11 protein-coding genes are annotated in these 21,810 nt (G+C 30.8%); 2 read left to right on the forward strand and 9 right to left on the reverse strand.

What is annotated here, in order from left to right; genetic code table 11:
• Positions 1-5: 5 nt before the first annotated feature.
• The 7 genes from G9F70_RS20560 to G9F70_RS20590 form a co-directional block, all read right to left on the reverse strand.
• Positions 6-3,284, reverse strand: a complete 3,279-nt coding sequence (locus tag G9F70_RS20560) for a glycosyltransferase (protein ID WP_164945536.1) — start codon at positions 3,282-3,284, stop codon at positions 6-8.
• A complete protein-coding gene (locus G9F70_RS20565; RefSeq protein WP_164945537.1) occupies positions 3,281-4,501 on the reverse strand; it encodes an ABC transporter ATP-binding protein in 1,221 nt (406 codons plus the stop codon). The genes G9F70_RS20560 and G9F70_RS20565 overlap by 4 nt, the downstream gene beginning before the upstream one ends.
• 12 nt (positions 4,502-4,513) lie before the next feature.
• Positions 4,514-5,881: an ABC transporter permease gene (locus tag G9F70_RS20570; protein ID WP_164945538.1), complete on the reverse strand. Its 1,368-nt coding sequence runs from the start codon at positions 5,879-5,881 to the stop codon at positions 4,514-4,516.
• A gap of 20 nt (positions 5,882-5,901) precedes the next feature.
• Entirely contained in the window at positions 5,902-7,710 is a 1,809-nt protein-coding gene (locus G9F70_RS20575; protein WP_164945539.1) for an O-antigen ligase family protein, read from the reverse strand.
• 212 nt (positions 7,711-7,922) lie between these two features.
• Positions 7,923-8,828, reverse strand: a complete 906-nt coding sequence (locus G9F70_RS20580; protein WP_164945540.1) for a hypothetical protein — start codon at positions 8,826-8,828, stop codon at positions 7,923-7,925.
• Positions 8,829-9,129: 301 nt separating this feature from the next.
• Positions 9,130-12,651: a hypothetical protein gene (locus G9F70_RS20585; protein ID WP_164945541.1), complete on the reverse strand. Its 3,522-nt coding sequence runs from the start codon at positions 12,649-12,651 to the stop codon at positions 9,130-9,132.
• Between the two features lie 100 nt (positions 12,652-12,751).
• Positions 12,752-14,122 carry a hypothetical protein gene (locus G9F70_RS20590; protein WP_164945542.1) on the reverse strand — a complete coding sequence of 457 codons (1,371 nt, stop codon included), beginning with the start codon at positions 14,120-14,122 and terminating at the stop codon, positions 12,752-12,754.
• Positions 14,123-15,142: 1,020 nt separating this feature from the next.
• Between G9F70_RS20590 and G9F70_RS20595 the strand changes: the two genes are divergently transcribed.
• Both G9F70_RS20595 and G9F70_RS20600 read left to right on the forward strand, forming a co-directional pair.
• Positions 15,143-15,754, forward strand: coding sequence for a DUF4397 domain-containing protein (locus G9F70_RS20595; RefSeq protein ID WP_224617716.1), 612 nt, complete (start codon positions 15,143-15,145; stop codon positions 15,752-15,754).
• Positions 15,755-16,161: 407 nt separating this feature from the next.
• The gene (locus tag G9F70_RS20600; RefSeq protein WP_164945544.1) at positions 16,162-17,187 is read left to right on the forward strand and encodes a PTS transporter subunit IIC; all 1,026 of its coding nucleotides are present in this window, start codon (positions 16,162-16,164) and stop codon (positions 17,185-17,187) included.
• A gap of 760 nt (positions 17,188-17,947) precedes the next feature.
• On the opposite strand, the gene G9F70_RS20605 is transcribed toward G9F70_RS20600, so the two are convergent.
• Together G9F70_RS20605 and G9F70_RS20610 are read right to left on the reverse strand one after the other, a co-directional pair.
• Positions 17,948-19,981 carry an ABC transporter ATP-binding protein gene (locus tag G9F70_RS20605; protein WP_202882631.1) on the reverse strand — a complete coding sequence of 678 codons (2,034 nt, stop codon included), beginning with the start codon at positions 19,979-19,981 and terminating at the stop codon, positions 17,948-17,950.
• A complete protein-coding gene (locus tag G9F70_RS20610) occupies positions 19,968-21,737 on the reverse strand; it encodes an ABC transporter ATP-binding protein (RefSeq protein ID WP_164945545.1) in 1,770 nt (589 codons plus the stop codon). Before G9F70_RS20610 ends, G9F70_RS20605 begins: the two co-directional genes overlap by 14 nt.
• Positions 21,738-21,810 lie beyond the last annotated feature (73 nt).

The raw sequence follows: 21,810 nt of genomic DNA on the forward strand, positions 1-21,810 counted from the left end.
TCACCTTACCTTAAACTAAAATCTTCTCTATCAAGTGTCAAATTAATATTATAATAGGGATCCCCTCTCTGGAGTTCTTGCTTCCATCTATTTTTAAATCTTACAACTTCACCATTAAATCTAGCCTGTTTTTCTGGTGTATCTTCGCTACCTCTGGAAATTGATTCATAGTGATATGCCTCTGCATAAGGTGTCCATACAATTAAGTATCCAGATTTTCTAATTCTCATACATAAATCAACATCGTTAAAAGCAACTTCAAAAGTTTCATCAAATCCATCAATCTCATTAAATATAGTCTTTTTCACCATAAGACAAGCCGCTGTTACCCCGGATACGTTTCTAGCAAAAAATAAATTTCCCATATAACCAGTTGCATTTCTGTCAAAATTTCTAAAATAATGTCCTGCTAATGTTAATATTCCTATACCTAATCCTGCATGTTGAATACTATCATTAAAATAATAAAGTTTTGCACCTACTGCCCCTACATCTTCTCTTTGAGAATACATTAGCATTTCTTGTAACCAGTTTTCGCTTATAATTTCTATATCATTATTTAAGAATAATAAATGTTCTCCATTTGCATGAGTAACTCCAAAATTATTAATGGCAGAATAGTTGAATTTCCCTTTGCTTTCATAAATAACAACTTTAATATTTTGATATTTTTCTAAAGTTTTATAATACTCAAAAGTTTCTAGCTTTGTACTATTATTTTCTATTATTATTATCTCTATATTTTTATAAATTGATTTTTCTAAAATAGAGTTTATACATTTTGAAAGATCTACAACATGATCTTTATTAGGTATTAATATAGAAATTAAGGGGTTACCTATTATGTTATATTTTATTCTATAAATATTAGGGTGTACTACAGAACTTTCTACTATAGCTTTTAAATTACATCTTTCCAAATGTGCTTTTACAGCATCAATTCCAGCTTGAATAGTATATGGTTTTGCATAGGGATCAGAAGCAACAGAATTCGAACTAACTCTCCAGTGATACAATATCTTAGGAACATGCACAATATGTTTTGCTTTTTGCGTTAATCTTAAAACCATATCATGGTCTTGTGAACCATCAAACTCTTTTCTAAATAAACCAACTTCATCAAGTAAGCTCCTTTTAAATACAGTAAAATGACAAATATAATTATTTGCCCTTAAATTATCAATTGCAAAATCTGGTTTATAATAAGGATCAAAACAAAGATTAATATCTGTTTCAAATTTATCTTCATCACAATAGACAAAATCAGCGTTTTTCTCACAAATAGCCTTCATATATTCAAATAATGCTGATGAATGTAATATATCATCATGATCAAAAAGAGCTATATAATCTCCTGTAGCCATTTTGATACTCTCATTTGTATTTTCTGAAATGCCAAGATTTTTCTTTAAAACTTTATATTTTATACGCTTATCTTTTTTGATATAATCTAGAACTATTTTTTTAACATATCCATGATCTTTATCGCTGCCATCCGCAAGACATAACTCCCAATTATTATAGGTTTGGTCAATGCAAGAATTAATCATCTCACATAAAAAATTCTCAGGAGTATTATATAAGGGCACCACTATACTAAATTTAATGTTTTTAGTGAATTTTGTATTGATTTGAATTTCCTTTTTTTCATTTGTTAAAATGTTTAATCTTGCATAATCTTTATAGCCCTTTGCACTTTTAGATTTACGCTTTATTTTTTTAAAAGTATATTTGATGCCATTTTGCTTTAAACACTTTAGTCCTTTGCAAAATTTATGTGTATATCTATTAGATTTTAAATTTTTTTTTATAAAGTCTAAAACTACCCTAAGGGGCTTTGTTATCTCCCAACTAGTTGAGTTTGCTATAATATTATAAGAAGTTTCTATATGTGATAATTTGATATTTATCTCATCTCTTTGTGCAATTGCTTCAATATAATTAAATTTATAGTTTTCTATTATGCTATTTAATTCTTGTGTCAACTTATCTTTTTCTATAATTATATTTTGTTTTTCAATTATTTTATTTTCTTTTTCATTTATTTTATGTTCTTTATCCCTTATTATATTTTCCTTGTCATTTATTATATTTTCTTTCTCCCATATTGTATTTTCTTTTTGTTTTATATTTAAATTTCTATCTTCAATTATATTTTTAAATAGTTGTTCATATTTATTTATATTATCTGAATCATAATCTATAAGAATATGTTCATAATATAGTACCTTTATATTCATACCTTTAACATCTAAATATATTTGGGGGTCATTGGTTGAAAAAATATATATAGAAGCATATAAATTAATTCCAGTTGTATGTAATATATTTATATCTACTTTTTTATCATCAATTGTTGTATATATATTTTTAATGTCAATTACACAATTATTTTCAATGGGATCTAGTCTTAATTGGCTTATTTCTTTAAATCTACTAAATTGTAATTCTATAATATTATGACTAGGATTTATAAATTTACTAATTTTCTTAATTTCACTATAGTTATCATCTGTTTTTTCCTTAATATAACATGTGAATTCATATTCATAATTCATATCTAAATTTACTTGTTTCAAAGGAGAACATATCATTACATATTCTTTCTTTTTTACTTCAAAAACAAACTGATATAAATTTCCTTTATCCCTTTTCCTTAATGATTTTGCACATTCTTTACTTACGCAGTTATAATTATTATCTATTTCATTTTCTCCAACTCTACAATGAGTAGCTCTTTCTATTACTGTTTTATATCCACTTTCCTCTATCATTCTTACTAAGGATTTATAAGAAAAAAAACTTATATGGGTATTATCCAATAATCCTACTTCATTATATTTAAATTCATCATTAATTAAATCAATTATCACAGAATTGTGTGCAATATTGGGAGCAGATATGATTATTGAACCACTATTTTTAAGGATTCTATTACATAGTTTTAAAACCTTACTGGGAAAATATAAATGTTCTAATACATCTGCAAATACAATATAATCATACTGTTCATTTTTTAATTCATCTAACCATTTGTACTTTTCAATATCTCCTAAAACTTCCCCAACAAAACTTTTATTACTATACTGCAAGGCTTCTAGTCCAGCACTCTCATCTATTTCAACAATATCAATGCTGCAATTCAGATTTTCGCTTAAATATTTTGTCATTCTTCCATTTGCTGGTCCAAACTCTAATACTTTAGATTTTGGTTTTATCATATTTATTATTATTGATAATGAATTTTCACTATCTAAATCCAACTGAAAATTATATTTACTCAAAAATCTTCCCTCCATACATGTGGCATTATGTATCTACCTTCACCAATATAATCAGAAATTACCGTTATATCCTTTATATTAGATATATATTGAATTGGCACTGTGGCTGTTTCTTCAAACAATGCTACATGAAAATAATATTTTCCACCTATTGCTCTGATTCCATATGTATATTCTAATTGAAACTTATTCCTTCCATATTTCCAGGGAATTGAGATTTTATCTAATAGAGTATTTAATCCGCATACATAATCATCAGTTATGCTCTTAATAGCTATTCCTAAAACTGGACTTTTTATATTTTCATCATAAACATCATAGGTCACATCTATTTTTAAATATTCATCCAATTTAACTTCATTAACTATATTATTAGATTTATCTAGAATTTTAAAATCTATTACTTCAGCAATATTTTCTCCTGGGACAAAAGGCTTAAGTTGATTGTTTTTTTCTAAATCATAATTTTCCTCTTGAACCTGAGCACATTTTAAGAAATCTAAATATTTATCGGCAATTCTATTTACTTCCCCAATTTCTTTCATAAAACCGTCATTTAACCAAATAGCTTTCATGCAAAATCTTCTTATAGCATTTATATCATGGGATACAAATAGTACCGTGGTTCCCCCTTCCATCATTTTCTTCATTTTATCCATACATTTTATTTGAAACCTAATGTCTCCAACAGCTAATGCCTCATCCACTATTAAAATATCTGGTTCCACATTAATTGCCACTGCAAAAGCTAATCTTGCAAACATGCCTGAGGAATAGGTCTTTACTGGTTGGTCTATAAATTCTCCTATATTGGCAAATTCCATTATTAGATTTACTCTTTGATCCATCTGCTCTTTAGTGTATCCCATCATAGTTCCATTTAAGTATATATTTTCTAATCCTGAATACTCAGGGTTGAATCCTGCTCCAAGCTCCAATAATGCTGATATCTTACCATTCACCTTAATATTTCCCATGGAAGGAGTAAGTACTCCAGTTATTATTTTTAATAAAGTGGATTTACCTGAGCCATTAGTACCTAGTATCCCTATTGTTTCGCCCTTTTTTACTTCAAATGATATATTATTTAATGCATAATGCTCTCTGCTATATTTCTTTTTTGATGGGCTTAAGGATTCTTTAAGTCTATCCAGTGGCTTAGCATATAATTTATATATTTTGCTTAAGTTTTCTACTTTTATTGCTATATCTGGCATTTGCATCTCCTTCTACAGTACATCTGCAAAATGTGGCTTCAATTTTTTAAATATAATTGCTCCAAAAGCAAATAATCCTAGTGTTATTATCCAAAAATATAGGGTTTGGAAATACCTTTGGTAAAACCAAACATGATTTATAATGGTATCTCTGTATCCTTCTACTATATAGTACATAGGATTTAATTTTACTATCCATTGAAATCTTTGAGGCACTATTGTATAGCTCCACATTATTGGTGTCATCCACATTCCTATTTGCAAAAATATATTTATTATTTGTCCTAGATCCTTAAAAAATATCACTATTGCTGAGGTTGCGTAGGATATTGAAAGTGCTATAAAAAAAGTGCAAAATGAGTAATATATTAATTGTATTGTATACTGAGATGGATAAAATCCGTATATTGCAGCCACTATAAATAAAAATCCTATAAACACTAAATGTACAAATAAAGCTGATATTATTTTAACTATTGGTAGTATGCTTATTTTAAATACTACTTTTTTAACTAAATAACTATATTCCACCATACAATTTGTAGCATTAAGTAATGCTTCCTGAAAGAAAAACCAGGGAACCAGTCCTGTCATAAACCATAATATAAAGGGTACATCTTTTATAGGTGAACCTGCTTTTAGTCCAAATTCAAACACAAACCAATAGATTAGTATGGTTACAATCGGCTGAATAAAGGCCCAGGTAATACCTAAATATGAACCGGCATATTTTGTCTTAAAATCATTTTTTGACAAATTCCATATAAGTACTTTATTATTATTCAACTCTTGAATTAATGTAAATACACTTTTAGACCTTTTTAGTAAGATTAGTATTAAAAAGTCTAAGATTATACAAATCCCTATCTTGAGTATATTATTTAGCCTTTCCATATGTTTAGCGAAATTCATCACTACCTTAGGATTCAACTTGTAATTTATATAAGGGTCTGTACCTACTGTATTTATGTGTAATGTGTTTTGTCTTTTTTTAATTTGAGCTTGATTACTACCCTCTAACATTCCATCCATATCTAGCTCTATACTTTTACCTAATTGTGATAACTCAATATCTGATATAGTCATATTTGAAAGTTTATTACCTAAATCAAATCTCAGTTCTAAAGCATCCATTGGAATTGTAAATTTCAAAGTTTTTTCTTTTTTTATATCTATATAATTTTTCTTTTCAGATTGCTTCTCAGACCAGGAACCCTTATTTTTAAAAAACAGTTGATATGTGTCTTCTTTATCTGATATTAATTTGTAACTTAAAGTTATATTTTTACTTTCTAAATTACAATATTTAAATATTAAAATATTAGATATAATTATTAAACCAATTAATATAACTCGCTTGATAAATTTATTTTTTCTCATATTTTTATCACTTTCCATCTTTAAATAGTTTTATGTGTCAAAATTTTATTAATACTTATTCCCATTCCTAGCAGTATCCAAAATACTGGTGCTACTGATACTACGCTGTCGTTAAATATAGCAGCTCCTAAATATCCCACTACTGCTACAAAAATTCCAAGTCCAGCAATAGAATTAAAATCTTTAAAATCGCTATTATAGTAAATTTTAAAACTTTTTACAATGTACATTATAAATAAGGCTAACATAGCTATTAAGGATAGCACCCCTGTGTTAATCGCTGTTTGTAGGTATAAATTATGCGGCTTGTCCACTAATTGCCACATATCACCATTATATGCATACATCTTTCCTTTAATATCCTGCTGTGGAAAGTATGCCGCAAAAGTATCTGGTCCATGGCCAAGTAATAATTTATCTTTAACTAAGGGTAAAGATCTTGACCATATATATCCTCTTGAAGAAGCTAGAAGTTCCTTACCTTTAAAACCAAAACTTTTGATGTTATCTATATCTATGCTTTTTCCTTTATAATCAACAATTCCAATGTATTTGGATTTCAATTCAAAATATAGCTTTATATTTCCTTTATTAATATATAAAATATTTTTCCCATTCATATTAGCTAATGTAATATCATAATTTTTATATCTTTCATCCTTTAATATTATTTTCCCAGTGTCACTCTTATTTTCTATAGTAATATTTTTTTTACTCTCATCAGTGAAAAGCATATCAGCTTCCCTAATTTCAATGTTTAAAATCCTATTATCTATATTAATAAAGGCAGTATTCCCCTTTGTCTTTACATCTTTTAATGGTATAAGATTTCTAAAGTCTTCAGTTTTCTTATCTGATATAAACGCTGTTTTTAATTCACTAGATAATGTTTTTATTCTTGAACTAAGGGCTCCATTTGATATAAGATTAAGGGCTACAAATACAACTATAAGAGCTATAACTGCTATCCCAAAATTTCTCTTTTTTTCTTTTACATACTTACGCATCATTATTAGTAATACTATTAGAGCTATTCCTCCACCAATAAGTCCTGCACGAGAATTACATGCAATCCAATTTATAGCCATAAGTGTAGTGCCTATCCCCATAAATATTTTTGCTTTTTTATTTTTTATTAGTATAAAAATAGTAAGTGTTAATGGAAATAACATTGCCATATAACTTCCTACATAATTATAATGATACAAAGTTGAATATATTACATTCTTTCCAAACTTGAATTCAACTTTATCTGCTTGGCTCATAAACTCACTTGGAAGCATAAAACTTTTACCAAAATTAGTTTTAAATACATCTAGGCCTATATACTGAAATACACCTATAGTTCCAATAATAATAGCCGAGAAAATTAAAGTTGTAAGTATAAATTTCACATGATACTCGCTATCTACTAATATCATAGTAACTACCAAAATTATCATATAAGCTAATAGGACAAACATGCCTTCATATCTATCTACAAATCCCCAAATAGATATATCCTTATACTCCGAAAATAGAGTGGATAAAATAACAACAAGACTATATACTGCAATAGGTATAAAGTAATACGATTTTTTTAAAATCTTAAATTGTTCTTGATAACCTTTTATCATAAGCATAATTATTGAAAATAGGCTGCAACCAAGAATCCAAACCATCTTATAATAAGAGAAAAAGTCACTAACCTGTTTTGCTCCAGTCCAAAATTCAAATCGGGCCCCTGATAATGGAATAATTTTCAACCTTACAATGATTGGAACTATAAAAATCATAAGCATTAACGGAATTAAGTGATATGCTTCATCTTTTTTGCAATATTTATTCATTTTTCCCCCTTTTAACTATATACCCTTTATTTACTATTAATTTCCTTACCATTATACCATAATAATCCTAAATATCAATATTCTATAAATTGAAATGCATTGATTTTTTTGTAGTGAATTTCACTGAAGTTTTACAATCAAAAGAAAAAGAGAACCATCATTTCTGATAATTCTCTCATTTCGATATTTTTTTAATTTCTCCCATAGGCGAGTTAGTAAGCAGTAATAGTAATTATTGTTGTTGTTTCGTTTCCTGCACCGTCTTTAAGTGTTACATTTAATCTGACTGCATCATTCACTAGAGCAAGATAACTTTTTAAAGTTCTTACAGACATACCATCTCCTTTAGGCGCGAATGACCCCAGTATATCAGCTACAATAATAGTAACTTTACCTGAATCATCCGTTGTAAAAGTTTTAGAGCTTCCCATAGCGAAAATTTTTATAGTAGCTTTTTCACTAGCATTTAAGGTTATGGCAGTAAGCATATCAGTATCTTTTTTACCAGCTAGGGACACTTTAAAATCACCACTGGCATCTTTAGTAGCTGAAACTGATTGTCCAATAACTAAGGATACTGAATTAAGAGCTGGACCAGTTACATCTAGCACTTTAACAAGTTTTAAACGTGTTACTAAATCTGCTCTTATTGTATTTGTTGAAACGTCAGATGATAGAGCATTAACTAAAGCACTTGCAGCATCTATATCTGCTTGTAGTCTGCTAACTTCAGCTTTAACTACTGCCACAGTTGCTGTTGCAATTTTAGCAGTAATGTCTACTGGCGTTGTAACAAATGCGTCTTTATCTGCAGCATCAAATTTATTTTTTTCAGTGGCACTCTTATAAACTACAGATGGTATAGCACTTGTAACTACTGCTAATCCAGTTTTATTATTAATCCAATTTCCTTCAAAATTTTTTACATAAATTTCTCCACCTGCAACTATTTCATTAGTGATTTCTGTAATATTCGCAGGTTCGTTTGCATAAGCTAAGCCAAAAGCTTTATTACCTATTACAACGCTGCCATTAGGCATTGCTGCATACGCTGTGAAAGTTGTTGCTGCTGATATCATTACAGCTGCAAGAAGTGAACTTGTAATTTTCTTGTTCATATATTTTTACCTCCATTTTTTTGATTTAATTTAACCACTTTTATTAACCTTAGTTGAAAATAAAAGCCACCATACCAAAAGATATGATGACTTATACTATATATTTAGTTAGTTGATAACTATATATTTCCCACAAAATGTTTTATGGAGTAGTCAGTGATATGTTCTGACTTAATAAATTCTAACTGATGTGATTGTTTTGAAATGTTACTTTCTGTATTTATTAATAAGAGAAGGACAAATCCACAAATGTCCTTCTCTTATTTCATAATTATTATTTGTTCATACTATTAACTTTAAATTATTTTAAAGCATTTACTAAAGTATATGATACAGTTATAGGTGTACCATTTGAACCTGTTACAGTAAGAACTACTTTTGTACCTTCTATTAAGTTACTACCAAAGTATTTCAATACTTGTGCTTTTACTGCTTCATAGTTGTCTAGTACTGCTTGTGTAGTTCCTACTGCTGGTGATGCATTAACAATAGCAATTTCTGTATTACCCAATTTAACACTACTTACTCTAATAGTCTTAAGTTTGTCGAATACTCCTGAACCAGTTGTTGCAGAAGCATCAGTTACATTGATTTTATCTCCTACTACTGTACCACCTAATACTTGGTTATTAATAAGAGCTAAGCTTACAGCATATTCTGCTATAGTTGCTTTCTGTTCTGCTGTTTCTACTATAACTATTGCAGTTAATCTGTCTTGTAAAGCTGTTTTATCTGTTCCAGTTGGTAATGCAGTTACTAATGTTTGTGCTGCTGTTTTATCAGCTGCTAATTTACTAGTCTCAGCTTTAACTACTGCTGCTGTTGCTTCTGCTAATTTAGCTGCTGCTGTGTCTTCTAATGTAACTATTGCAGTTAATCTAGTTTGCAAATCTGTTTTAATTGTTGAAACTTCTAATCCAGTTACTAATGTTTGTGCTGCTTTTTTATCAATTGCTAATTTGCTAGCTTCAGCTTTACCTACTGCTGCTGTTGCTGCTATTACTCTTGCAGCTTCCATATCTACTGATGATGTACCAGCGAAAACAAGCTTAATTGTCTTCATTTTTCCATTAGGAGTAGCAGCAGAAACTGTAACAAAATCACCAGGCTTAACATTCATAGATGTAATAGTACCATCGTTAGCAAGTTTGAATGTTGATCCAGTTGCAAGAGTAGTTTCATTTTCAATTACTCTAAACGTAGCCAATGCCATACTATCTGTATCATATTGATCATCTGCTGCAATATAAACATTTTGTGTAGTACCAGCATTTCCAGCTGCATCGTATTGTGCTAAAGAGTTTCCTAACATATCTGCATAAGAATTACCAGCAGATTGAGTAAGAGTTATAATATCATCATCTTCAGAAATACCAAGTACTTCAGTAGCTACAGAAGCATATATTGACTTAGCTTCTGGGTCTATTGTTGAAGACTTAATTGTTGTAGTTTTTGAATATAGTTTTTTATCAGCACCTATAAGACTTACTTGTAGCTTAGTGCTTGATCCTGTCTTTGCAGCATCTGCAAAGTCAAATGCAACTACTCTTACTTTGTCATAAGGGCAAGATCCATTATATGGTGCAGCTGCAGGTCCACCAATTTCAGGTCCTCTAATTATTTTAAAGTCTTTACTATCAACGGTTGCTGAAACTATTGGCCTACCTGATAATATTACTTCTGCTCCGCTTGATGTTGTACCATAAACTTTTACACCAGCTTTATAATCTACTTGTCTAGGAGTTACAACCTTAGTAACATGATCAACGTCAGCATATATTGCATTAGGTTTTTCAGATATTACATAATCTTTAATATCATCATTAGCTAATACTGAGAATGTTTGTGATTGAGTATCAACAGCCACAAGAGGATCTCTGTTAGTGCCATCAGCCTTTGTAGGATCAGTGTTATATAATTTAAATGTAATAGTTGCTGTTCCTGCTTTATCTGCTGTAAGTGCTATATAACCTTTTCCTGTACTTAACTTGTTATTAGTTATAACATTTTCGTCTCCGTCTTTGTTAGTAACTGCAACTACATTTGAATTACTTGACTCTGCGACAACATAGTATCTACCTTCGTCTTTATTAGCCATAGTACCTGTAGTCATATCAACTTCTCTGTCATACTGATCTTTAACAGATAATCCGCCGCAATCCCATCCAAAGTCTAATAGTTGCTCTGCTTTACCAGAATCTTGACCTACTTGCATAATAGTTTTGAAAGCTTTAGTATCTAAAGATAATGTATCAGCCATAACTTTTTTCTGAATATTTATATTTATGCTACTATTCTTACCTGTTCTTGTTGATGCTGTTATAATTCTTTGGCCATCACTTGAATAACCTTTACCATCTTTATCTCCACATCTTAATATAGCAAGTCCATCTGCATCTTTATCCCAATATGCTCCTGAAACTGAAACACCATCTTTAACTATATCTACGTATTTTGTTAATATTTTTCCATTTTGATCCATTGCTACAAACGGAATTGCTTTGTTTTCACCAACGGCTATATTATAAGAAGGTGACATTAATTGGATTGAATCTATTATTGCCGCTTTCTTTAATGTTACAATCAATTGTGAATTTTTTCCTGTATAAGTCATAGCTACAATTTGTACATTGGGCATATCTTGTTGAATAACATCTGTTGCATTTTTAACTTGAACTTGAATTGCTGCTTTCTTTGAATCTTTTGGATCATGTACAATTTTGGTAGTTAAATATGAGCTTGACGCAGTTAACTCGTCATTATCATTTAATATTAAACCATTTTTTACAAGATCATAATCTGTTGTAGGATTACCACTAATATCAGTTGCAGTATAAGCAGCATAGAATACAGTTGAAGTATCTTCTGCAGTTAACACTTTGTTATCAACATTTGTTAAAGCTGTAAGCTTTATGTCACTTAATGTACCAGATTCTGTAGATACTGGTAATGTAGCACTTGTATTTGTTCCAGTACCTGAATCAAAAGCACTTATTGTTACTGAAGTAAATTGTAAAATATTCATATTTGGTGTTAATTTAATTACACCATTTTTTCCTTCTACAGTACCTAAACCGCATTGGAAAGTTAAACTGTTAGAAATAGAAGACTGTGTAATATCATTTCCAAATTGATCTAATACTTGATAAGTTACAAATCCAACTCCAAAATCATTGCTATTTTTTCTAATTGCATTGTTAATTCCTAATTTAGTTGAAGTTATATTAATCTTAGCAATTTTTTGTTCTACTACAGTTAATTTTGTAGTTCCAAGATCAGTTTTATCATTCATTACGTTAACTGTATACTCTCCTATTGGTAAGTTTGATGTATTAGTTAATGTAGCTTCTGTTTTAGCAGTATTCCAAATAACTGTTAAAGTTTTAACTTCTGATAGTCCTTGTTTAACTGTAAATACAACCTTTGTTGTATCTGTTACTTCAGCACTAAATGTTGCTTTGAAACTTTTTGCACCATTATTAGTTACTGTTACTCCCGCTGCATCTTTATCTGCTGCTGGATAATTAGTTACTACTCCAGTAGCATTTTTATAAGTTACTGCTGGTATAACACTTGCTGCTACTGTTGTTCCAGTTGTATTGTTAATCCAGTTTCCTTCGAAGTTTTTAACATAAACTGCTCCACCTGCAACCAATGCATTAGTGATTTCAGTAAGATTTTTTGCATCATTAGCATAAGCTAAGTCAAACGCTTTGTTTCCTATTACTACAGTACCATTAGACATTGCTGCGAAAGCTGAGAAAGATGTTGATCCTGCTATCATTAAAGCAGCAAGAGCTGAGCTTGTAATTTTCTTGTTCATATATTTATACCTCCATTTAATTTGGTTTTATTTTGATACTTTATTTATTAACTACCCTTAATTAAATATTAATTAAGGGTTAAAGTCCTTTTAAAAGTTACTAGTTAGCAGCTACTAAAGCTACTTCGTTTGTTGCAATTACTGTTCCAGCTGCATTTATTAATTTAACATTAACTTTGTCTCCTGCAACTTTAGCTGGCATAGACATAACTGTTGTAGCTGTTCCTAAGTCAACTATAGCTGATACAGCTGCTGTACCATTAAATACTTGGTATTTAACTGCGTCTTTTAGAGTTGATGTAACAGTTACTAATGCTCCAAATGTAGCAGCTTTTACTGTTGCTTTAACATCTGCTGTAGTTGGATCTACTGGTGCTACTGGTGCTATTGTAATTGTTCCTGATTGTCCTAAAGCAACTTCTATAGTTTTAACTTCTGTTCCAGTTGCATTTGTTAATTTAACATTAACTTTGTCTCCTGCAACTTTAACTGGGATAGACATAACTGTTGTAGCTGTTCCCAAGTTAACTACAGCTGATAAAGCACTTGTACCATTAAGTATTTGGTATTGAGTAGCTGTAGGAAAGTTTTTAGTACCTTCTGCTGTCATAGTTACATTTACTAATGATCCAAATTGAGCTGCTGCAACAGTAGTATCAAATACTTTTACTGTTTCTTCTGATTTAACAGTTACCATTATTGTTTTCCAAGCTTCATATGTTCCATATGTTGAACCTTGATTAGCATCTGTTTTATCTTGTGCTAAGTATTTTGCCCAAGTTGTTGATTTTTCTGTATTTGCATGTACAACAACCATATAAGTTCCTGGTTTTGTGAATGTATATGATGGAGATTCTTGGTAAGTAGTTACTCTCTTTGTCCATACTCCAGTTGTTGGATCCATTACGTGCATTGCATATTTGTATGGTCCTGGGATTCCACTAATTCCTTCTATTTTGTTGAAAGTTAATTTCATTCCATTAACAGTGTAATCAGCTTTTCCATTAGCGTATACTCTATTAGCATCATCTTTAGCAACACAATTTAATTCTGCAACATAATAACTATCAAAGTTACCATTGCTGTTAGATTTAATTCCTGTTTCTGCGTCTCTTTTTACCCAAACTGAAACTTTATATTTTCCTAATTTGAATGCTGCTGTTTCTGGTAAAACATATGGTGTTTTAGCATCTACTGATGCGCCATATCCCTTTGTTAATTCTGTCCATGTTTTACCATCGGACATAAATGCTCTGTATTGAACTTTTCCTGTAAAGTTTGAAGTTACTGTGAATTTTTCAGTATCTCCTACTATTAGTGGTGAATGTTCTACTCCAACATAATTTATCGCTGGAACAAGTACCTTTGTTGTAACTGCCTGTGCAGCGTTTGCTGTAACATTACCTAAAATTCCGGCCATTACGAATATTGCTGCCATGAATATGCTTAGTGATTTTTTGATTTGTTTCATATAGTTTGTCCCTCCCATTAATATATACTTTTTATTTTTAAAAAAATAAAAACTTAATTATAATTGTAATCTTTTTAAAAGAATACAATATTTTCTCCTTTAACTACACCCCCTAGGGAGCTCTTTTTATTACTATAAAACATAAAAATCAGTTTAAAGTAACTTAGTAATTAAAGACTTCAATGTGTTTGTGATCCCTTTAGAATGTATGGTGTTTTACCATATTATGAAATGACATAAATATTTGTGATAACATTAATCCAATTACACAAAATTCATACTGTACCTATTATATAACTCTTTTTGTTTAATTTCAACTTTTTTATTAAAATTTAACTCAATTTCTTTAATTTTCACATGGTACACTTATTTTCATAACTTACACTTATATAACGTTTATGGTCATATTTTAGTTGCACCTTTTAGAAATTTTTTTTACTTTTCTTTACTTGGTTTAATTTTTACTTAGTTATTAAAATTTCCTCTAGTTCATATGTTTTCATATTTTATACTTATATAACGTTTATGGCTATATTTTAGTTGCAACTTTTAGAATTTTTTTTTACTTGATTTTAATTGGTTTAATTTTCACTTATCTAATAAAATTACCTATAGTTCATATGTTTTCATGTTTTACACTTATATAACGTTTATGACTATATTTTAGTTGCAACTTTTAGAATTTTTTTTACTTGATTTTTAATTGCTTTAATTTTCACTTACTCATTAAAATTTCCTCTAGTTCATATGTTTTTATGTTTTACACTTATATAAGGTTTATTACTATAATATAGTTGTTCTTATCTCCACCATAAAATTTAGTATGTTTATAGTCCTTTACATATCTATTACAAACAAACATGATTTATTACAATAAATTTTAGTAACCCTTTAGAATTTTTCTTCATATATTAATATAGTAGAAATATTTGAAGGGAGCCTTTTATGTTCTATTGTCCAAAAAATGTTTATAATCCTTATTCTCTATATAGGGTAAGCCCTATTACTAGCGCTCGCCCTATGACTTCATATTTAAGAATTCTTCATGCTTCACCTAAATCCCCAGTTGTTGATGTGTATATTAATGATATGTTAAAATTTAAAAGCCTCGCCTATGGTGATTTTACAGATTATATAGATGTTGTAACTGGTAATTACAATGTAAAAATCTATCCAGCTGGAACTATTGCCTCTCCCGTACTTAATAAAACACTTTTTATTCCACCTGAAAAAATTTACACTATTGCTGCCATTGGAATGTTACCTAACATGGATTTACTCTCCGTTCCTGAAACTAAAATTATGAATCCATCAGATAATGTATATATTAAGTTCGCTCATTTATCACCTAATACTGGACCTGTTGATATTGTATTACCTAATGGTAAAATTCTATTTAAGAATATTAGTTACAAAGGATTTACTGACTATATAGAAGTTCCTGCTGGAACCTATACTTTAGAAGCTAGACCTACCGGTACCCAAACCACAGTTTTATACGTTCCTAATATAAAACTAAAATCCCAGCGTTTTTACACCGTTTATGCTATAGGCCTACTTAATGGTCGACCAGGCCTTCAAGCCTTAATCCCTCTTGATGGTAGTTCTTATTTAGAAATGCGAGAAGACTAAATATCGAGTGCCACCCACCTGGCAAGTGGCATCTTTAACTACATTTCAGAAGGAAGGTCTCCTACTTCTACACAAGAGAAAACTTCTGTAGGAATATAAATCTCCATCAGAAGTTTTCTCTTGTAGCTCCAAAGGCGATAGTTTAAAATTTAAGAAAGCTTCTATAATATATTAATATATTATAGAAGCTTCTTTTCATGCCCTCATGCTTTTTCTCTCTACCTTATTGATGTCTTTATAAGGAGATGGTATAATGTTGTCAGTTTATACGTGTATATACATAGGTATACATTTGTGTATATAAGTTAATTAACAATAAATGTGTATAATATTATAAACATGGTTTATGTCCCTAGCATAACAAAAGCATATATTACGAACACTATATTTCATTAGGAGGAGAACTTATGGAAAAATTCAAAATTGCTGTAAAAAAAACCTTTAAACGTGATTTTATAGATGCCTTAAGTGCAATGGCATTAGGTCTATTTGCTTCATTAATTATTGGACTAATACTAAGTCAATTATCAAAAATCCCTGGCCTAACCTTCCTTAAAGAGTTCACAGAAATTATTTCAGCTAAATCCCCTGTAGTTGGCTGCGCCATAGGTGTTGCTGTAGCTTGGGGCTTAAAGGTCGCCCCTCTTGCAATGTTTTCTTCAGCTGCCACCGGTGCCTTCGGGTATATGTATATGGGTGGTGGCCCAGTTGGATCTTTCATTGCAGCTGTAGTAGGTGCAGAACTTGGAAACTTGGTGTCTGGAAAAACAAAACTTGATATTCTAATAGTTCCCATTGTTACTATTATTACTGGAAGTATAGCAGGTAAATTTGTGGGGCCTTATATTTCAGTCTTTATGACGGGTTTAGGTGCAGTCATTAATTCCGCTACTAATCTTATGCCTATTCCAATGGGTATCGCTGTATCTACTTTAATGGGCATGACACTTTCTTCTCCAATTAGTAGTGCTGCCATAGCAATTTCTTTGAATATGTCTGGCCTTGCAGCCGGTGCTGCCACGGTGGGCTGCAGTGCTCAAATGATAGGCTTTGCTGTTTCTAGTTATAGAGAAAATAAAGTAGGTGGTTTGGTATCTCAAGGACTAGGTACCTCTAAGCTACAATTACCTAACATAATAACCCGCCCTCAAGTTTGGATTCCTCCTACTTTAGCAGGTGCAATTCTAGGACCTCTTTCTACAACTATTTTTTCCATGAAAAATAATTCTCTAGGTGCAGGCATGGGCACCAGTGGCTTTGTAGGTCAATTCGGTACCCTTGCAGCTATGCAAGGCAGTGAACCTACTTCTATAATAGTTTTAAAAATATTATTTTTACACTTTATAGCCCCCGCAGTCTTAACCTTAATTTTCTCAGAGATTATGAGAAATAAAGGTTGGATAAGGGAAGGAGACTTAAAGCTAAAACTCTAGTGCCATCTAAGTTGGTGCCACCCACGTGGCAAGTGGCATGTTTAAAGTTAAGGAATCTCCTATAATACATGAATGTATTATAGGAGCTTTTGTTTTTTCCTTCCAATATATGCGATACTTATTTTCAAATATATCTTAGGCGGTAACCTTGTAGATTAGAAATAACTTAATATGTGTAAAGAATATTTTAAATAATGGGCATAATAAATAAGAGAACCATATAACTCTGTTTCTTAAGGGTTAATTATTTTATCTGAATTTTTATTTGAATCTAAATGTGATAAAATATAGATATGAGGTGAAGCGTACATGCCAAAAATAGATATACCTTCAAAACGATTAATTCAGATAAGACCAGAAGATTGGGTAAAGCTTTTACTCCCTGGTTGCAAATGAGAATGGATTAGTGAAATGAAAACAGAAAAAGTACCCAAAACGGAATCAAGATTAGATTCATTATTTTGGGTTGAAAGTCCAGATGGTCCATACATTTTAAATATAGAACCTCAAGGCTACAAAGACAAAGCAACGCCTACAAGAATGTTAAGATATAGAGCAGATATTTGGGAATATACTATGTCTAAAGATAGAAGTACACCTAGAATAAATCAAGCAGTAATATTTTACTTTCCGGAACATGACAATGAAAGAAATACACTAAATGATGATTGGCAAGGAAAACTAACTATTGATTATAACTATGAAGTAATTAAAGTATGGGAGCTTAAGAAGGAGTTAAAATTGATTATCTTTTTTCCCCTTAATTCTTCCCTTCCATATACTGCAACTTATATAAATTACTATACAACCCCTGCTTTTCAAGCAATTCCGCGTGGTTTCCTATTTCTCGTATCCTACCTTTATGCAACACTATTATCTTGTCTGCATTTTTAATAGTAGATAGTCTATGTGCCACAATAATTGTAGTACGGTTTATTGTAAGCTTACTTAATGCATCTTGAATTAAGCTTTCAGTTTCTGTATCTATATTAGAAGTAGCTTCATCCAGGACTAGGATTGGTGGATCAAAAGCTATAGCTCTTGCAAAGGCTATTAACTGTCTTTGACCTTGTGAAAAAGTTGAGCCTCTCTCATTAACAGGCGCAGAATATTTCTGGGGCAATTTTTCAATGAACTTATCAGCGTTCACATATTTACAGGCTTTTATTATTTCCTCATCAGAAATGTTTTTATTATTTAGTCTTACATTGCCTTTTATGTTCCCTGCAAAGAGAAATACATCCTGAAGCACTGTAGCTATGTTTTCTCGTAGTTGCTCTTTCCTCATATGCTTGATATTCTGTCCATCTACCAATATTTCACCTTTTTGAATGTCATATAATCTAGTTATAAGGTTTATAATAGAGGTTTTTCCCGCACCTGTAGCTCCCACAAAGGCTATTTTCTCACCTTTTTCTATATTAAAACTAACATCTTTTAAAACCCAATCTTCATCTTTATATGCAAACCAAACATTTTTAAACTCTATATTTCCCTTAAATCTATCCACTTCCACCGGATTTTCAATATTATTAATTTTTTCTTGGTTGTCCATAAGCATAAAAATTCTTTCTGAGGATGCCATGGAGGATTGGAGTATATCATATTTTTCTGTTAGGTCAAATATAGGCTGGAAAAATTGCATTAAATAACTTATGAAAACAAATAACACCCCTAGTTTTATATTTCCATCAATTGCTCTTATTCCACCAAACCATAAAAGTAGTGCTAAGGTTAAAGATGAAAACAAATCCATGGTAGGTCTAAAGATTGCAAATACTTTTATTTGCTCCATGGTAGCCTGCTTATAAGATTTATTTACCTCATCAAATTCCTTATACTTTTTCTTTTCTTTACCAAAGACCTGAACAGTTTTCATACCAGATATATTTTCTGATATAGAGGAATTTATTTTTGCAAGTCTAGCTCTTACTTTTCTGTAAGCCTGCCTATCATACTTTTTGAATAGGAAAGCCGTGAAAATTACAAAGGGTAGTGCCCCTACAGTAATTAGTGCTAATTTAACATCTAGTATGAACATAGCTATAACTATTCCCACTAGCATAAACAAATCCTTAAATAAATTAACCAGCACAGCCGTATACATTTCATTTAACGTTTCCACATCATTTGTTACTCTAGTCACAAGGCGCCCCACAGGGTTTTTATCAAAGAATGATAAGGATAGGCCCTCTACTTGCTTAAATACTGCTTCCCTAATGCTAAACACAATCTTTTGTCCCGTATATTGCAATATATATGTCTGAATATAATTAAGTATAAAAATCAGAATAGCTATTATCACAATATATACTGCAGTTTTTATAACCTGCTGGACATCAGTTTTTCTTAGTATTTTCAAATCCGCTGGCTTTATAATATCTGCCTTATAGGTAGTGCCACCTTGCGTAAACTTATCAACTTTTATATTGAATTCAGTGTTTTCTTGTACTTTGCCATGGATAATATAGTAACTATTATTAAGATATACCATAGAGCAGGGTTCACCATCTTTAATGTCTCCTTGAACTAAATACTTGTCACCTAGAAGGATACTATTCTCTAGAGGCTCCGCTACAATGGTGTAGGTTTTATTGTAGCCCATTAGATTGTTATCTATAGCATTCTTTATGAGGTATGGGCGAGCTAAATCCATAGCTGTTACTATTAACATTATGAATATTACGAGTGTTATGTACCACCTATATGGTTTTGCAAATTTTAGAAGTCGCCTCATAAGCTTTGAGTCATATTCTTTAGTTATATTCTCTTCCTCATTATTATAGTTTTCCACCCGTTGCCACCTCCTCATCAGATTGGATTCGCTCTTCTATAAGTTGCTTTTCATAAATGTCTTTGTATATTCCAACTTCATTTATAAGATCTGCGTGGGTTCCTCTTTGAATGATTTCGCCCTCTTCTAGCACAATTATTGTATCTGCATCTTTTACTGCAGAGATTCTATGGGATATTATAATAGAGGTTTTTTCCTTCATTATTCTTTTTAGGTTTTGAAGAATCTTAACTTCTGTTTTAGCATCTACCGCTGATAAGCAATCATCTAGAATCAATATGTCTGGATTTTTAATAAGAGCCCTTGCTATAGACGTCCTTTGCTTTTGTCCACCTGAGAGCGTTACTCCTCTTTCTCCAACAATGGTTTCAAAGCCCATAGGGAAATCCATTATATTATCATAAATATCTGCCTCTTTAGTGCTTTGAATTATTTTATCCATATCTAGCTCTTCAAAGGCTAAATTTATATTCTCTGACATTATATTAGAAAATAAGAAGGAATCTTGAGATACAAAACCTATATTTTCTCTTAATGTATTTAATGGAATCCTATTTATATCTTCATTATTTATAAAAATTTTATCATCTTCCACGTTATAAATCCTTAGGAGTAATTGGGCCAAGGTGGTTTTACTACTGCCTGTGCGACCTACTATACCTAATGTTTGTCCTGACTTTACAGTTAAACTAATATTAGTTAAGGCTGGCTTTTCCATAGTTTTATACTTAAAACTCAAATTATTTATAACAATATCTCCTTTAAGTGTTGCACATGCATTGGTATTTACATCAAAAATTTCAGGCTTTTCTTTTAGAACTTTTTCTATTCGCTCCAGCGATGCAAACCCTCTTTGTATAAGATTAATTACCCAGCCTATAGCCATCATTGGCCAAATTAGATTTGCAAGATACATATTAAAGGCTATAAAATCCCCAAGAGATATGTTTCCGTAAATTACATATACTCCACCTAAGGCTACTAATAGTACCAGGCCTAGTGATGCAATAAATTCAATAAGCGGTGAAAATAATCCCCATATTCTAATAAGAGACATATTAGCTTTAAAATTATTGGTGTTTTCTACATCAAACTTTTGAAACTCACTTTCTTCTTGTACAAAGGATTTAATAATTCTTATGCCAGAGAAATTTTCTTGAACCATATCTGTAAGCTTTGAGAAGGCTTCTTGAACCACAGTAAATTTTTTGTGCATTATCTTGCCGAATTTAAGTGATACTATGCTTACAAAAGGAAGTGGCAAAAGTGATAATAGCGTCAGCCTCACATTTATACTAAGCATAATAACAATAGTTGCTATAGTTAAAACTACAGCATCTATAATCATAATTACACCCTGTCCTAGGGCCATTCTTACCGCATTAAGGTCATTAGTGGCTAGCGCCATAAGATCTCCTGTTTTATTTTCATCATAAAAGTCTGTAGATAAACTTTGCAAATGGGTGAAAAATTTGTTTCTTATATCGTACTCCACATATCTTGAACTACCCACAATGAAAATTCTCCACACGTATCTACCTATTGCCATAAGAGCTGCGACCAAAACTATAAGCAATATATATTTTAATAGTAAACCTTTACTTGCTGTACCCTTCGAAATATTGTCTGTTATAACTCCTATTAATTTGGGCGGTATTAGCTGACATATATCAACTATTATTAAAAATACAATTCCAAACAAATACCTTTTTCTATAATCGTAGGTGTACTTAAAAAGTTCTCTGATTTTTTTCATGCTTTCCCCCTCTTTCCTGTTGCTACTTGGTTCTATTGGGCGCTCGCCTGTTGCCATGTAGGTGTCACCCATG

The organism is Clostridium sp. FP1 (assembly GCF_011065975.2).
GTDB lineage: Bacteria > Bacillota > Clostridia > Clostridiales > Clostridiaceae > Clostridium_AD > Clostridium_AD tagluense.

Bases quoted from the DNA above. Each gene is read 5' to 3' on its own strand.
- G9F70_RS20595 (WP_224617716.1), top strand. From the start codon at position 15,143: ATGACTTCATATTTAAGAATTCTTCATGCTTCACCTAAATCCCCAGTT.
- G9F70_RS20600 (WP_164945544.1), top strand. From the start codon at position 16,162: ATGGAAAAATTCAAAATTGCTGTAAAAAAAACCTTTAAACGTGATTTT.
- G9F70_RS20580 (WP_164945540.1), bottom strand. From the start codon at position 8,828: ATGAACAAGAAAATTACAAGTTCACTTCTTGCAGCTGTAATGATATCA.
- G9F70_RS20565 (WP_164945537.1), bottom strand. From the start codon at position 4,501: ATGCCAGATATAGCAATAAAAGTAGAAAACTTAAGCAAAATATATAAA.
- G9F70_RS20570 (WP_164945538.1), bottom strand. From the start codon at position 5,881: ATGAGAAAAAATAAATTTATCAAGCGAGTTATATTAATTGGTTTAATA.
- G9F70_RS20575 (WP_164945539.1), bottom strand. From the start codon at position 7,710: ATGAATAAATATTGCAAAAAAGATGAAGCATATCACTTAATTCCGTTA.
- G9F70_RS20585 (WP_164945541.1), bottom strand. From the start codon at position 12,651: ATGAACAAGAAAATTACAAGCTCAGCTCTTGCTGCTTTAATGATAGCA.
- G9F70_RS20610 (WP_164945545.1), bottom strand. From the start codon at position 21,737: ATGAAAAAAATCAGAGAACTTTTTAAGTACACCTACGATTATAGAAAA.
- G9F70_RS20590 (WP_164945542.1), bottom strand. From the start codon at position 14,122: ATGAAACAAATCAAAAAATCACTAAGCATATTCATGGCAGCAATATTC.